We start from the raw sequence: 15,380 nt of genomic DNA on the forward strand, positions 1-15,380 counted from the left end.
TTAAGGTAGCTTCCCAGAGGGTAGAAGTCGGGGATATTTTTGTTCACGAATGATTTAGGAATACTATAGATTACTCAGTGGGCATCTGTGTTAATTAACCAAAATCAAACTGGACAATTCCCAAAAAACCTTATATTGCTTCTTCAATTCATATAAGACGTGAAATTATAAAAATCAATATATTAATCAAAAAATATAATATTAAAGTAAATACTCTCAAATAAATTAAGAAAAATTTCTTAATTGTCAAAAAAATAAGCAAAAAACAGTAAGCTTTCGTTATAAATTCTATATAATACTCTTATAGTTGCGAGAGCTTCAGCAAAAATAAAATTTCCAAAAATATTAGGTATAAAACTCGCAGCAAGCACAAGCATAAATTCCGGGGTGCAAATTCGGAAAAATAGATTTTTAAAATACTTGAAATCATGAGCCTACATAGTTCTCTGGCGGATTTTTCCTTGGCTGAGTTGTTTCAAATCATAGATCAAGGAAGAAGATCGGGTTGTTTAATTGTCTGTAAATTGTCAGATGAGAATACTTCAGCAGCGAAATCCCGATACTACTTTATTTGGTTTCGGCAAGGACGTATAGTCGCTGCGGCAAATTGCTTGGATGGTCAGGGTTTAATCGGTAAAATTAGGCAGCGTAAATGGGTACAGCCACAAGTCATAGATAAATTTTATACTAATACAGAGACAGGAACACCCCTTGGTTTATGCCTAAAAACAGCAGGATTGTTGAATGCTAAGCAACTCAATTTATTATTTGCCAGTCAATTACAGCAAATTCGGGAGCTTTTTGAAATTCAAAAAGGTGTTTTCAAACTCGATAGCAAAGCACCTGTGCCAAGTAAAGAGATGACAGGATTAAGCGTTAGGGCAATAGAAGTTGCTTTGATGGCTCTGCGAACGCTAAAAAATTGGAATGCTTTAGCTGATGCAGTTCCAAATACTAGTTCTGCTATGTGCAGCATTATTCAAAACAAACCGCATCTCCACTTGAAACCTTTGGAATGGCAAATATGGGAATTTGCAAATGGCAGTATTTCCTTAAGTGCGATCGCTCATCAACTTAATCAACCACCAGCTTTAGTTCAGCAAGCAGCTTTCCGACTAATGATTGCTGGTTTAGTAGAAGAAGTTCCTTTATCGTCATCTATCCTAGAACTGAAAAATTATCCTCTAGATGTTAATGAGGTAAATTCCTCTAGTTTGGCAAAGACAAAATTCACACAGCCGGAAACGTTCAAGATAAATACCTCATTTTTACAAAACCTATGTGGATATCTAAAGAGCAATATTTCATAAAAATCATCTAAAACCTCAAGTTTACGATTAGCTTATTAGATATATATCTGAGTCAGTTTTAACTGATAACTTGTACTAGTCGCAGTAATCGAGAGACGAAGTCTGCAATTTAATGGACTTTAACTATGAGCCTTGCACTTCAGTTGATCGCGTACTCAGGGCTAGTTACAAGGTATGAAAAATCAAGCAACAAACATCATAATGAATAAATAAATTGGTTAAAAAAATAAACAAAAATCCATAAATTAAAAAAAATAAGTAAAAATTCAGGATTTTAATAATAAACTGTATATAATACTCATTAATTAATACGAAAGTTTAAGCATAAGTTTCACTATGAATTTATGTATAAAACTTGCAATAAGCATCGTCATAAATTACCAGGGTGTAAGTTTAGAAAAACAACTTTTTGAGAATACTTGAATAAATGAGCATATCTAGTTCATTGACGGATTTTTCCTTGGCTGAATTGTTTCAAATCATAGACCAAGGAAGAAAGTCTGGCTGCTTAACTGTCTGTAAATTACTAGATAGTCATGGCGCAGGAGCAACATCCAAATATTATTTCATCTGGTTTCGACAAGGACGTTTAGTTGCTGCGGCAAATAGCTTAGATAATCAAGGTTTAATTAGTAAAATTAAACAACGTAAGTGGGTAAAGCCGCAAATTATAGATGGATATAATGCGATCGCATCAGCAAGAACACCCCTTGGTTTACAACTAAAAACAGCAGGAGTGCTAAATGGCGAGCAACTAAATTTGTTATTTGCCAGTCAGCTACAGCAAATTCGAGAGCTTTTTGAAATTCAAAAAGGTGTATTTAAACTAGATAGCAGAGCGCCGCAGCCAAGTAAAGAAATGACAGGGTTAAGTCTAGGGGCTACAGAAGTGGCGCTGATGGCTCTGAGAACTTTAAAAAACTGGGACGCCTTAGCTGATGCTTTGCCAGATGCTAGTTCGGCTCTACACAGTATTACTCAAACTAAACCACTCCTTCACTTGCACGCTTTGGAGTGGCAGGTATGGGAATTTGCTAATGGTAGGGTTTCTTTGAGTGCGATCGCTCATCAACTCAACCAACCAGTTACTTTAATTCAGCAAGCAGCTTTGCGACTCAAGATTGCTGGTTTAGTAGAAGAAGTTCCTTTATCAACATCTACGCCAGAACTAAATGACTATCCTTTGGATGTTAACTGTGTAAATTCTTCTGCTCTAGGAAACAAAAAATTCATAGAACCAGAAATGCTCAAAATAGTTACTTCTTTTCTGGACAATCTGGTTGGGTATTTAAGGAGCAATATTTCATGAACACCATTCGCATTGTCGTCACGGGTAGCGTTGGTGCAGGTAAAACCAGCTTAATTCGCACAATTAGTGAGATTGAAGTGGTTGATACCGATAAAAGAACTACGGATGAAGCAGCACAAATAAAGGCAAACACTACGGTAGCGTTGGATTTTGGCCGTCTCACCTTTGCACCAAACCAAGCAATGCACCTTTATGGCACACCAGGACAACTGCGATTTGACTTTATGTGGGACATCTTGATTAACAAAGCCCATGCGTATATTCTCTTAGTGAATGCTCACCGTCCTCAGGATTTCCGTCATGGTCGTCGGATTCTGAATTTTATGAAGCAACGGGTGCAGATTCCGATGTTGATTGGGCTGACACACACAGATTATGCAGATGCTTGGGAGATGGAAGATGTGGCGATCGCTTTGGGACTTTTGCATGAAGCCAGTCGACCGCCTCTGATTGCTGTAAACCCTACCGAACAAGCCTCGGTTTTCCAGGCTTTGATTGTACTTGTTGAACAATTAGAAACAACAAACAACTATCAACAAACAACTATTAACTAATCTCTGCCAAGGGTGCAGGCTGCCAAACTTCTCCATACTTTTCCCGGAGAGTGTACCAAGCCTCTACTTGCCCCGGTTCATACTCACCCGGCTTACCCCACTGTAAAAATAGACTCAAAGCAGGTTCCTGTTTATCGTCTATAAATCGGATTGCATAAGTGGTGAAATTACCCCGTTTCGCTTCACCTGTTTCAAATTTCACTTGAGTAATTTTGTCCATATTTAAGTGAAATTCAAAACCTTCTGTATGCATATTTGCGTATTTACCCTTAGGTAACTCTGCATAGAACAACTTTTCGATTTTGCCCCGTGCTTCCAATACTGCGGCGCTGCTAGTGACAATTAAACGCAAAGTTCCCAAAGTTTCGCAAGCTTCCAAAAATTCTTTTAATGTATTTGTCATTTGTCATTTGTCCTTTATTAATAGTTAGTAGTTAGTGGGTAGAGACACGATGTTCCTCGCGTCTGTACATTAGTTGTTAGTTGTTAGTTGTTAGTTGTTAGTATTTTTACTACTAACCATTAACCACTAACCACTAACCAATAACCAATCACTACTTTTCATACTGTTCGTATGCATTCACAATACGTTGAACTAGGGCATGGCGTACGACATCTTTTTGGCTAAATTCACAAAAAGCGATTCCTTCCACATGCCTCAAAATCTTGATTGCCATTGTCAACCCAGATTCTTGATGCAATGGTAAATCAACTTGTGTAATGTCGCCTGTGACGACCATACGGGAGTTAAAACCCAAGCGAGTCAACACCATTTTCATCTGGGAAGTTGTAGTATTTTGGGCTTCATCCACAATCACAAAGGCATTATTGAGTGTGCGCCCCCGCATGTAAGCTAAAGGAGCAACTTCAATCACACCTCTTTCCATCAATGATGGTACTTTTTCTGGATCGATAAATTCATTGATGGCATCGTAAAGTGGACGCAGATAAGGATTGACTTTTTGTTGCAAGTCTCCTGGCAAAAAACCAAGTTTTTCACCTGCTTCAACAGCAGGGCGAGTGAGAATTAGCTTTTCATACTGGTTAGCCAGAAGTGCTTGTACTGCTACAACTACCGCCAGGAAGGTCTTACCCGTACCAGCAGGCCCGGTACAGAAAATCATGTCATGCTTGTGTAGGGCTTGGATATATTGCTTTTGCCGAAAAGTTTTAGCGCGGACTTCTTCGCCTCGACGAGTTTTAGCCAGGACATCTTTTTGCAAATCTCGCAGTTCATCTTCTCTATGAGTGTCTAAAGCTTGACGAGCAGTGAGAATATCAGCACTAGAAACAATATTACCTTTGCTCCACAGATATTCGAGCGATCGCACTAATCGACAAGCCAAATCAACTTGTTTGTCTGTTCCAGAAATATGTAGTTCCTGTCCTCGCAGCACCAGCTTGGCCCCTGTTTGCTTAGACAGAGTTTTAAGATTTTCTTCTCCTTGTCCAGCTAGAGTGATTGCACTTGCAATATTCGGCAGTTCAATTGTTAAGGCATCTGCCATAGTTTTTACTGTATTACCAATAGCTTATATTTACAGAAATTACTGTTCTAATAAGTAACATGTCCGCTTAAACACTTATGTTATGCTTCGGTATCGGTAATGGGTAATGGGTAATTGATAATTAAGAAAATGATGATTTTCCCAATGCTCAATACCTAACAGCGAAGCATAATTATAATATCGTAAGCAATTAGCCGCTCTCTGTGCCCTTTGCCTTGGCCGAAGGGTAGATTAAAAACATTTACTTTGTTCAATTTCTACTTTAAAGCTATTAATTTCCTAGTTTTGACTAACCTGCAATTTGCAATTTTTTGGTTATAAAGGGTTAAATAAAATCCTATGAAAACCCACCCCTGTTTAGGGGTTTCTAGGGGTGGGAAAGTCAAGCATTTCACTTTATATGGGTTTGACTACAACAACTGTTTGCAAACCTCTAATCCAGCTGTCAACTTTGTAGTTAATTGCTAACTACAGACTGCTAAAAGCTTTTAGTCTTAGTAGCGACTACCTTTACGTGCAGCCTCCTCTTTGCGCTTGCGGCGCAGACTAGGTTTTTCGTATCTTTCTCGGCGCTTGACTTCAGATAAAATTCCAGCTTTTTGAATTTTCTTTTTAAAGCGTCTTAGTGCCGAGTCAATCGACTCATTTTCACCCAAACGGACTTCAGCCACTCTCTGGTTTCACCTCCTTACAGAGATTATCTGAGTCACTTACTCCAGTTGTATGTTTAGACCTAGTGGGAACGAGATTTAATCACAGGACGGCTTCCGTTAGCGCGTCTTTCTCTTGATTTCGGGGGCAATCGCTCTTCTCCCTCTTCTTCAAAAGCAGCGTTCTCTCGACTAACACCATTACTGCCATAGATATCTAAGTATACTGAGTGACCAGCAGCTTCAGCAGCAGCAGCAATGACTGTACGAATCGCCTGGATGTTGCGTCCTCCCCGACCGAACACTTTACCTTTGTCTGTGCTTTCAAAAGCGATGCGAATCCAAGCTCGCTTACGGGTGTGATACATTTCACAATCGACGCTCAAAGACTCAGGAAATTCTAAAAACGGCTGCATTAAAAAACGTACTAACCCAACGTAGTCAGGACTTACTGTTGGGGATTTTGTGACAAACTTAGGAAGCGGCTTTTGCACTGACCTGTTCAAAGACATTGGCTTTCTGTAGGATGCGACGCACGGTGTCACTCGGTTGGGCACCTTGTTGTAGTCGCTTGACGATCCCGGGAACATCTAGTCGTACTTCATCGGTTCTGGGGTTGTAGTATCCCAGTTCTTCCAGGGGACGACCATCGCGGCGAGCAAGGCTGTTAATAGCAATTATGCGATAGCTCGCTTCCCGCTTTTTACCGTATCGCTTCAAGCGCAATTTAATCATGATTGAGGGACTATTCTCCTATTGTTAGCAACGAGTTGGCAGTCAGTTTGTGTTAGTTCTTCTTTTAAAGAAGATCATAACTTGCATACTAGAATGCTAATTTTAGCACTTGCACGGGCTTAACTGCTATTAGTCAATTGTCAATTGTCAATTGTCAATTGTTATTTGTCAAAAGCCAATGGCTAAGAACTAATAACCAATGACCATTGATCCTTAACTATAAAGTACCAAAGCCTTTCTTCTTTTTATCCTTCTTGGGCTTCTTTTTGCTACTAGCACCGCTACTATAACCCCGCCATCCGGGAGGAGTAGGACGATTGCCCCCAGCAGCTACAGGATTGCCCATACCGTCGCCAAACATTCCCGGCATACCAGGAAAGCTACCCTGGCCCATTTGCTGCATGAGAGAACGCATCTTTTGGAAGTCACTTACTAGCTTACTGACATCCGCTTCTTTGTAACCACTTCCGCCTGCAATCCGTCGTCGTCGACTAGGCGAACTAGCCAATAAATCTGGATTTTTGCGTTCTTCTTGGGTCATGGAATTGATCATTGCTTCGCAGCGCTTGAGCTGAGTTTCTCCTTGCTGCAACTGATCACTGCTCAGTTTATTCATCCCTGGAATTAGCTTCAGGATGCCACCCAAGGAACCCATGTTTTTCAGCAAGCGTAGTTGCTTAAGAAAGTCGGTAAAGTCGAACTTGGCCGCGAGAATTTTTTCTTGCATTTTCTCGGCATCAGCCAAGTCAAACTCTTGTTGGGCTTTTTCCACCAAAGTGAGAACATCGCCCATGCCAAGAATTCGCGAAGCCATGCGATCGGGATAAAATGGTTGCAGAGCTTCGACTTTCTCACCAACACCAACAAACTTAATTGGCGCTCCTGAGATTCTGCGTACTGATAACGCTGCCCCTCCACGACTATCACCATCCAGCTTGGTGAGAATTGCACCAGTAATACCAATTTGTTCGTGAAAAGTACGAGTCAGATTAGCTGCTTCTTGACCAGTCATGGCGTCCACAACCAAGAGAGTTTCGTGGGGTTGGACGACTTCTTTGATCCGAGCTAGTTCTGCCATCATATCTGCGTCTATTTGCAGACGTCCGGCAGTATCAATAATTACAGTGTCAATGTTTTCGGCCCTGCCGCGCTCTACACCCAAACGAGCTATTTCTACAGGGTCAGCATCACTTCCCATTTCAAACACTGGTACGTCAATTTGTTTACCCAGTGTGACCAGTTGCTCGATCGCTGCTGGACGATACACGTCTGTTGCTACCATCAAGCAAGTGCGATCAATTTTACGTAGGTGTAAAGCCAGCTTAGCAGTTGCAGTAGTTTTACCTGTTCCCTGCAACCCAGCCATTAGAACTATCGTGGGGGGATTTTGTGCTTGTTCTAGGGGTACATTTGTTTCCCCCATGACCTGAACCAATTCATCGTAAACAATCTTGATGAACTGTTGGTCAGGACGCACGCCAGTAATAACCTCGGCTCCCTGCGCCTTAGCTTCAACTTCGCTAATAAATTCTTTAACTACCTGGAGATTGACATCTGCCTCCAACAGGGCGCGGCGGACTTCCCGTAAAGCATCCTGAATATTAGATTGGGATATTTTGTCCTGTCCCCGCAGTTTTTTCCAAGCAGCTTCTAAACGGTCAGCAAGTGCATCAAACATAGCAATTAAATTTGTTTACAGGTAGTTAGCTATATAACAGTTTTAGTTATCAGTAAAGAGCGCATCTTCGTATTTAGGTTTAAATTTTCCACCATCAGTCTGTTCACTGATAACTGTTCACTGTTCACTGGTTTATGGGCTTTTGCCTGAGACAGACTTTAGCCAATTCTAAATCACAAGACTAGAAATTCTGGTAGATTTTTGAAGGTGCTATTTACCAGCTTAGTAGTTTTGCTCTCTAAGTGTTGCCATGAAATACGTATGTAATTGAATGTATATATAATGAATTTTACACTTAGATTATTTTTTACTTCAATATTTTTGAGAATAATCAAAACTGATTAAGTACAAAATAGTATAAGTAAGCTCTTGTGTTGTCATATAATTATTAAAATTATTGTGTAATCTTAGATTATATCTCTTCCTTTGTCAGATGGAGCTAACTCTGATGTTTTTTATTCTGGTCTCATCAATGAGTCTCAATTTAAATTGAGATGTAAATAAGCGTTTTCAATAAATAGCTATTTAGAGCTATTACTTTAGATAAGTTTTTAGATATCGAAATTTGAAGACAAAACAACAATTACTATATTGTAGTTTCTTTGAAAGACAGATACTGAGACAGCAAGAGCTAGATTAGCGTTATTTGGCATTAAAGTAATATAACTATATCTATATATAACAATTTAATCTTGAATTACTCTCAAGCTAGACCCCTACAGGCAATAGCCCACAACAAGGGAAGGAAAAATCGACCAAAGATAACACAGATGGCTCATGAGTTGGCTGTTAAGAATCCCCTATTTTTATTTTCGAAATAGCCTCTCATGAAAAAATTCCACTAACCTTGAGATGTAAATACCTCTTTCCTGTTCCCTATTCCCCGTTAAGAGTCCCCTATTTTCAAGTTCGACACTCATGTGATCAATCACACAGCGATCACATAAAAATCCTTTCCCAATCTCTATTCTTAAGACAGATGGCTTATGGGAAAAACTTTATAGTATCTTAATTTTAAGTACAAATTAGCCTACACAGGCTAAATCAAATACAAAATTTTACCGACAAAAAATAATTTTTGCCTATTGACATCTGGAAAGTTTCAGATAAAAGTGTAAAAATTATTACTACTTATCATGGGTTAAATTCTATCAATTTATTCTTAATTCATTCTAGATTGCTAAGCTAGAAGGCATATTCTACTTAATTTTTGAATTAAGTAATAGATTTTATCAATGTTTTTACTCTTAACTTTTAATTAGGAAACATAGCCTTGATTTTCTAAAATTACATTAGTTTTAGTATCAGAGGTTGTGAATTTTCTTATGAAAAAAAATATTTATATTTTCACTCATAGTTATCTTTGATATTACTTTTAGTTGATTTTCCGAAGAGAATGGAGGATATTAGCATGACTATAGCCAATCGTAAAAAGATTAATTTTAGTAAAAAAGCTAAAGCAAAATTAATTTTATCGGTTTTGCAAATGACTTTAATTAGCTTAGGTTTGATAATGATGCTGCTGATGACAAATGGTGAACCATCTCTCTTTGTAATAATTGTGAGTTTTATATTAGCCATTTTTCTTGTGGGTTTTAATCAAAAAATATTGCTAAATAAATCACTTCACAAACTCTTCAATAATTTCGGAAATTATAATTTTTTGTTCAATCATTTTTTTAAAAATAGCAATGTTAAAAATTTGAAAATTAACCAAATTCAAGAAAATGATGTGAACAAAAATATACTTCAAACAAAAATCAATCAGGAAATAATAGGTCAAGATTTAAATACTGCAAGCTTAATTCTTGCTAACTTAAGTGATGCTGAATTGGTAGGTGTTAATTTTAGCAATGTTTACCTGAATGGAGCGAATCTCAGTGGTGCTAACCTCAGCAAGGCTAATCTTAACTACGCTAACCTCAGTGATGCTAATCTTAGCGGTACAAAACTTGTAAGTGTTCAGTTAGTGAGTGCTAATCTTAGTAGCGTTCAACTAATAGGTGCTGATCTCAGCAATGCAAATCTTGAACATACTAATCTTAGTAGTGCCGACTTGAGCAATGCTGAGTTAGTGGATGTAAACCTCAACAGTGCTAACCTTAGTGATGCTCGGTTTATAAGTGCAAATCTTACTAAAGCTAATCTAATTGGTGTGTATTTGTGGAATGGTAATTTGAACAATGCTCAATTGGTCAATACAAACTTAAGTAATGCTTACATGAGCAGTGCTAAGTTAAATTATGCCAATCTTAGCTGTGCTGTTCTCAAAAATACTCAGTTGAGTGGGGCCAGACTGAGAAATGCCAACCTGAAGAATGCTAACCTTTGTGGTACACAGTTGGTGGGTGCTATATTAGCTCATGCCAACTTAGAAGATGCAAATTTAGAAGATGCAAATTTAGAAGGTGCTGACTTGCGTGGAGCTAATTTGAGTGGTGCAAACTTAAAGTGTGTGAAAATTAACCAGGCAACAAAGTTAGATGATAAATGGCGTTTAATTTGGGAAATTTTAAATTATAAAAATAAGCGCACAGATTTAAGAAATGCCGATTTTGAGGATGCAAATCTCCAAGGTGCTGACTTAAGAAATACTGATTTGAGTGATGTTAAATTTACACGAGCGAAAGTAGACAATGCTCTGTTTGGATATAATCAAGGACTTTCTTTGGAGATGAAGCTAGAGTTAAAACTACGAGGGGCAGTTTTTGAGGATGATTAAAAAGCGATCGCTTCTTTGTTGAGAGTTTTAGTAAACCACCGTGTTTGTTACTGCCATGAGTAGCAATATCTCAGGGTGGTTTCATAAAAGTAGAGAAAATTTGAATTAATTCCTTCCACCCAGAGATATTTATGTTAAGGAACCACAAAAGACACAAAGAACACAAAGAGTTTAAGAAGTTGGTAGGGATTGGTAATTTTTATCGGATCGTATCAAACCATCTTGCTTCCCCTTATCCCAATCCCCAATCCCTATTTTCAACTCAGCAATGATTAAAGGCTAATTAGATTTTTGCAGCGATTGAAACTTTTGCGTTAACTGTTAACTGCGCTGTAACTGGTATTAGCTGCACTGCACAGGCTTTTAATTCTGGTTGTAGAGAATCGGGACAAGATTCAGGATGGGTGAGGGCATTAGCTTCGGCGTTGTCTGCCCACAGCGCCCCCCAATGCATGGGGACGAACACTGTACCAGGGGTGATCGCTTTGGTAATTTTGGCGGGGAAGAAAGTTTTAGCACGGCGCGATCGCACTTCCACTAATTGGTTATCAGTAATTTCTAATCTAGCAGCATCACGGGGATGAATTTCGATAAATGGTTCGGGGTGCATTTGCCGAGTTTTTTCAATTCGACCGGTACGTGTCTGGGTATGCCAATGTCCGTAAAGCCTACCAGTGGTTAGCACAAAAGGATAATCAGGATCTGGTGGTTCTGCTAGTCCCCGTGAGTGATATGCCCCAAATCTAGCGCGTCCGTCGGGGGTGTGAAAGCGGAGATCGGTGTATAGCCTTTTAGATGACGGAGTGCTGGGACTTTTGTAATGGGGTGAAGTTTTCTCCCCATCTTTCCCTCCAACTATCTCTTCGATGGGGTGTGGCCATTGAGTCGGGCCTTGGGATTGCAATTGCTCATGACTTAATCCTGTCATATCGCAGGGGCGATCGCGAGTTAATTTGACAAACTCTGCATAAACTTCGGCGGAGTTAGCAAAGGCAAATTCCCCGACAAAACCCAATCTCCGCCCAACTTCAGCAAAGATTTCCCAATCTGCTTTCGCTTCTCCTGGTGGACGGCGAAATGCTGGACACAGGGTAACTGTACGCTCAGAATTGGTCATAACGCCAGTTTTCTCACTCCATTGGGCAGCAGGTAGGAGGACATGAGCATAACTAGCAGTTTCTGTGGGGTAATAGGCGTCTTGGTAAATAGTAAAAGGCGATCGCATCAACGCTGCTTTGGTTCGTTCTAAATCTGGCATACTCACCGCCGGATTAGTAGCAGCGATCCATAACAAGCCGACAGTCCCATCTTCCAAGCCAGTAATCATATCCCAAGCTGTCAAACCAGGATAGGGTGAAATTTGCCCCCGCTTCAGTCCCCAAATTTCTTCTACTTGCGCGCGGTGCTGGGGATTTTTCACTAAGCGATAACCAGGTAACAAATGCGCTAAGCCTCCCGCTTCTCTACCTCCCATTGCGTTGGGCTGACCTGTGAGGGAAAATGGCCCCGCCCCTGGCTTGCCAATCTGTCCGGTCATTAAGTGCAGATTAATAATTGTTCTAACCTTAGCTGTTCCTTCGGAAGATTGATTCACACCCATTGACCACAGGGACAATACCCGTTGTGATTCACCCCAGTACCTAGCTGCTGTTTCCAAATCTTTGACATCGATCCCACAACGGTCAGCTACTATTTCTGGAGAATAATGACGGATTACCTCAGCATAGGCGGGGAAGTTAGCAGTACAGTCATCAATAAACCCGACATCAATGTGGTTCCAACGCATCAACAAGTGAGCAATACCATTCAACAAGTCGATATCTGTACCAGGACGAATTGCTAGATGTAAATCAGCAGCTTCTGCGGTTGGTGTACGACGGGGATCAACCACAATCATTTTTGCCTTACGGTTCTTTTTGTGGTATTTCTCTAGTCGGTTGAAAATGATGGGGTGACATTCAGCTGTATTAGTACCAATCAAGAATGCACAGTCAGTTAATTCCAAGTCTTCGTAGCAACAGGGAGGCCCATCCGCACCAAGGCTTTGGATGTAACCAGCTACAGCACTAGACATGCACAAGCGGGAGTTAGCATCAAAATTATTGCTACCCAAGCATCCTTTGAGCAATTTCTGGGCTATGTAGTAGTCCTCGGTTTGAAATTGACCAGAACCATACATGCAGATCGCTTCTGGTCCCTGAGTGAAACGCACAGTTTGAATGCGTTTGGTGATCAAATCAAAAGCTTCATCCCAACTCACGCGTCGAAACTTCTGGTCTAGGGAGTCACGCACCATTGGGTAATACAACCTGTTTTTATCTAGAGACTCAGCGATCGTTGCACCTTTAACGCAAACCATGCCTTGACTAGATGGATGGGCTTTATCGCCCCGCACGCGCCAAATTGGGTTCCCTTGACTGTCTCGATGAGTTGCTTTGCCTGGTTGGGCTGGCGGTGAAACTTCTAGACCACAGCCAACACCACAGTAAGGACAGAGTGTTTTGGTAATTTCAGTCATGGAAATCGCACCATGTTCCTTGATTATTTAAATATTGAAGTCAAGATTTTTAGACGGAAGGTTTCAAAAATTACTGTATTTTCAAGACTTTTCTATCTAATTTAAATTCCTGAAAAAATGCATTCCAAAAATTAGATTATATTAAATATCAAATAGGCAAATTTTAGTCTCTTTAAATTCGATTAATTACTTGTAAAAGTATATTTACTCAATTAAATAGTAAATCAAAAATACAAAATGTCATGTCTGATACAGTTCGTTATTCTTTAAACTGATTTTATATTATTTAATTTATAAAAAATAGTTATGCATATTTTTGAAAAATACAATCACAATGAGCCAAATTAATATAGAAAAATAATCTAATGTATCGCCAATCAAAGTTAGTTTTTAATTATATTTTTTAAATAAAATGCATGTTTACAGTAGGAATTCAATCTTTCAAAGTCTTATGGAGAGAGCTAATTTGCTACTAAGAGTGAAAAAATAACTTAATTAATTTCTAGCTAATTAGTTAATGATTGCTGACAATTTAAACATGAATAGTAATTAATTATTAACTCAAATTTCATCAATCTTTATTAACTGAAACTTTATATCTTAATTCGGTTGCCTGAAAAAATAGTTTTTGGTAAGTTTATTTATAAAATTAATATCAAAATTCATAAATTACACCAAGTTCAATAATCGGGAAGTAAAGCCTCCAACTCCTCGTTACCAGGTTCAACCTGGTAACGAAACTAGAGTATTCGGCTTTTATAGAGAATGGTGCAAGATATTAGACAAGAAGCAAATCCTAAGTAAGTTCCAAGGAATTTTAGGTTATGCCCCAATGCTATTCAAAGCTGAAATCAGCGCTTTTCTCCTACTTTAATTCCTCGTTGAAAACGGGGAGTATTTCGGCTGCCAATTCAGGACTTTCGCCTTCATGATGCTCAGCAAAAGAACCCTTTGGTTCTTTAAGGAAGAACCAGCATAAGAAAGTAACAATCAGCGCAGTAACTCCCAAAGTTTGGAAGAAGATTCGATTTCCGACTTCACCATCAGGTAACAAGCTGTATAAGGTGAGGTAAGCCACGGCTCCCACATTGCCATAAGCACCAACGTTACCAGCTATTTGACCAGTAACTCGCCGCTTAATTAGAGGCACGATCGCAAACGTCGAACCTTCCCCTGCTTGCACAAAGAAAGAACAAGCCATAGTTACAAGAATTGCTAGGGGTAGCCACCAATTGCTATTTACTCCGCTCATTAGCAGATAACCAATACCTATACCAGCAGTCAATACAGTCATTGTCCATCTACGACTACCCAAAGTATCAGAAATCCAGCCACCACCAGGACGTGCAAACAAATTCATAAATGCATAGCTAGCAGCAATCATTCCTGCCAACACTTTACTTAAACCGAAGCTTGTCTCAAAAAATCCGGGAAGCATGGAGACAACTGCAAGCTCTGAACCAAAATTAACAAAGTAGGTTAGTTCCAGTAGAGCAACCTGAGAAAACTTATAGCGATCATCAGGAGAATAATGCTTTTTCCCTGTCATCAATTCATGATTCACATCCCAGCACTTATAGGCTTGGAAGAGGTATAAACCGACTAACAGAAGGTAGACAATTAACAATTGACTTTGACTGAGTAAACCAATTTGAGCAATACGCCAAGCTAATACGCCTAAGATGCCGACTAGGGGAATATTCATTAACATCAGCAGCCAAAAACTTCCACGGCTAGTTACTTCTATACCACCGTGGCGTTTAGGTTGTTGATATACCTTACCAGATGGAGTATCTTGAGCGTTGAATAGATAAATAGCTCCGTAAATAGCGGCGATAATTCCAGTTAGGGCGATCGCTAAACGCCAGTTAATTTGCCCAGCAGCTAGAAATGCTGTTCCTACAGCAATAGAAGGCAGGGTAAAAGCCGCTGCTGCTGAACCAAAATTACCCCAGCCACCATAGATGCCCTCAGCTATGCCAATCTCTTTGGGAGGAAACCATTCAGCAACCATACGAATGCCAATCACAAAACTAGCGCCGACAATACTCAATGCCAAGCGACTAATCACTAACTGGCTAAAGTTCTGTGCCATTGCAAAGCCAATACAGGGAATAGCTGCATACATCAACAACAGTGAATAAGTAATTCGCGGCCCGTATTTGTCTAAAACCATACCTATGATGATACGTGCTGGTACGGTAAGGGCAACGTTACAGATAGCGATAGTTCTGACTTGTCCTTCAGTTAAACCGATCGCTTCTTTTACTGCTGTTTGAAATGGAGCAAAGTTAAACCAAACTACAAATGATAAAAAGAACGCAAACCACGTTAGATGCAAGATGCGGTAACGGCCTTGAAATGATAATAATCCTTTAAGCATTCAAACCTTCTTC

At 39.6% G+C, this 15,380-nt stretch carries 12 protein-coding genes; 4 read left to right on the forward strand and 8 right to left on the reverse strand.

Annotation, left to right across the window (positions count from 1 at the left end; all coding sequences use genetic code 11):
- The first annotated feature begins 428 nt into the window (after positions 1–428).
- The 3 genes from RS893_RS24940 (at position 429) to RS893_RS24950 (ending at position 3,173) form a co-directional block, all read left to right on the forward strand.
- Positions 429–1,310 (forward strand): DUF4388 domain-containing protein, encoded by an 882-nt coding sequence (locus RS893_RS24940; protein WP_315788327.1) that lies wholly within the window; start codon positions 429–431, stop codon positions 1,308–1,310.
- Positions 1,311–1,737: 427 nt separating this feature from the next.
- Complete coding sequence (locus tag RS893_RS24945; RefSeq protein ID WP_315788328.1) at positions 1,738–2,619, forward strand: DUF4388 domain-containing protein; 882 nt, start codon at positions 1,738–1,740, stop codon at positions 2,617–2,619.
- On the forward strand, positions 2,616–3,173 hold the full coding sequence (locus tag RS893_RS24950; protein ID WP_315788329.1) for a GTP-binding protein: 558 nt from the start codon (positions 2,616–2,618) through the stop codon (positions 3,171–3,173). The genes RS893_RS24945 and RS893_RS24950 overlap by 4 nt, the downstream gene beginning before the upstream one ends.
- On the opposite strand, the gene RS893_RS24955 is transcribed toward RS893_RS24950, so the two are convergent.
- From RS893_RS24955 to ffh, 6 genes are all read right to left on the reverse strand, one after another.
- A complete protein-coding gene (locus tag RS893_RS24955; protein ID WP_315788330.1) occupies positions 3,166–3,576 on the reverse strand; it encodes a ChuX/HutX family heme-like substrate-binding protein in 411 nt (136 codons plus the stop codon). The genes RS893_RS24950 and RS893_RS24955 overlap by 8 nt on opposite strands.
- 151 nt (positions 3,577–3,727) lie before the next feature.
- Positions 3,728–4,681 (reverse strand): PhoH family protein, encoded by a 954-nt coding sequence (locus RS893_RS24960; RefSeq protein WP_315788331.1) that lies wholly within the window; start codon positions 4,679–4,681, stop codon positions 3,728–3,730.
- 494 nt (positions 4,682–5,175) lie between these two features.
- Positions 5,176–5,352, reverse strand: a complete 177-nt coding sequence (gene rpsU, locus RS893_RS24965) for a 30S ribosomal protein S21 (RefSeq protein ID WP_009455158.1) — start codon at positions 5,350–5,352, stop codon at positions 5,176–5,178.
- 62 nt (positions 5,353–5,414) lie between these two features.
- Positions 5,415–5,843 (reverse strand): KH domain-containing protein, encoded by a 429-nt coding sequence (locus RS893_RS24970; RefSeq protein ID WP_315788332.1) that lies wholly within the window; start codon positions 5,841–5,843, stop codon positions 5,415–5,417.
- A complete protein-coding gene (gene rpsP, locus RS893_RS24975; RefSeq protein WP_016861838.1) occupies positions 5,806–6,066 on the reverse strand; it encodes a 30S ribosomal protein S16 in 261 nt (86 codons plus the stop codon). The genes RS893_RS24970 and rpsP overlap by 38 nt, the downstream gene beginning before the upstream one ends.
- 217 nt (positions 6,067–6,283) lie before the next feature.
- On the reverse strand, positions 6,284–7,744 hold the full coding sequence (gene ffh, locus RS893_RS24980) for a signal recognition particle protein (protein ID WP_315788333.1): 1,461 nt from the start codon (positions 7,742–7,744) through the stop codon (positions 6,284–6,286).
- A gap of 1,363 nt (positions 7,745–9,107) precedes the next feature.
- Here ffh and RS893_RS24985 point away from each other — a divergent pair.
- Complete coding sequence (locus tag RS893_RS24985) at positions 9,108–10,466, forward strand: pentapeptide repeat-containing protein (protein ID WP_315788334.1); 1,359 nt, start codon at positions 9,108–9,110, stop codon at positions 10,464–10,466.
- Between the two features lie 283 nt (positions 10,467–10,749).
- Here the strand turns inward: RS893_RS24985 and RS893_RS24990 are convergent, their stop codons facing one another.
- Together RS893_RS24990 and RS893_RS24995 are read right to left on the reverse strand one after the other, a co-directional pair.
- Positions 10,750–12,984: a nitrate reductase gene (locus RS893_RS24990; protein WP_315788335.1), complete on the reverse strand. Its 2,235-nt coding sequence runs from the start codon at positions 12,982–12,984 to the stop codon at positions 10,750–10,752.
- Positions 12,985–13,849: 865 nt separating this feature from the next.
- A complete protein-coding gene (locus RS893_RS24995) occupies positions 13,850–15,367 on the reverse strand; it encodes an MFS transporter (RefSeq protein ID WP_315788336.1) in 1,518 nt (505 codons plus the stop codon).
- Positions 15,368–15,380 lie beyond the last annotated feature (13 nt).

Origin of the sequence: Fischerella sp. JS2 (assembly GCF_032393985.1) — a bacterium.
Taxonomy (GTDB): domain Bacteria; phylum Cyanobacteriota; class Cyanobacteriia; order Cyanobacteriales; family Nostocaceae; genus Fischerella.

Coding starts and splice junctions, on each gene's coding strand:
- RS893_RS24940 (WP_315788327.1), top strand. CDS start 429: ATGAGCCTACATAGTTCTCTGGCGGATTTTTCCTTGGCTGAGTTGTTT.
- RS893_RS24945 (WP_315788328.1), top strand. CDS start 1,738: ATGAGCATATCTAGTTCATTGACGGATTTTTCCTTGGCTGAATTGTTT.
- RS893_RS24950 (WP_315788329.1), top strand. CDS start 2,616: ATGAACACCATTCGCATTGTCGTCACGGGTAGCGTTGGTGCAGGTAAA.
- RS893_RS24955 (WP_315788330.1), bottom strand. CDS start 3,576: ATGACAAATACATTAAAAGAATTTTTGGAAGCTTGCGAAACTTTGGGA.
- RS893_RS24960 (WP_315788331.1), bottom strand. CDS start 4,681: ATGGCAGATGCCTTAACAATTGAACTGCCGAATATTGCAAGTGCAATC.
- RS893_RS24970 (WP_315788332.1), bottom strand. CDS start 5,843: ATGTCTTTGAACAGGTCAGTGCAAAAGCCGCTTCCTAAGTTTGTCACA.
- rpsP (WP_016861838.1), bottom strand. CDS start 6,066: ATGATTAAATTGCGCTTGAAGCGATACGGTAAAAAGCGGGAAGCGAGC.
- ffh (WP_315788333.1), bottom strand. CDS start 7,744: ATGTTTGATGCACTTGCTGACCGTTTAGAAGCTGCTTGGAAAAAACTG.
- RS893_RS24990 (WP_315788335.1), bottom strand. CDS start 12,984: ATGACTGAAATTACCAAAACACTCTGTCCTTACTGTGGTGTTGGCTGT.
- RS893_RS24995 (WP_315788336.1), bottom strand. CDS start 15,367: ATGCTTAAAGGATTATTATCATTTCAAGGCCGTTACCGCATCTTGCAT.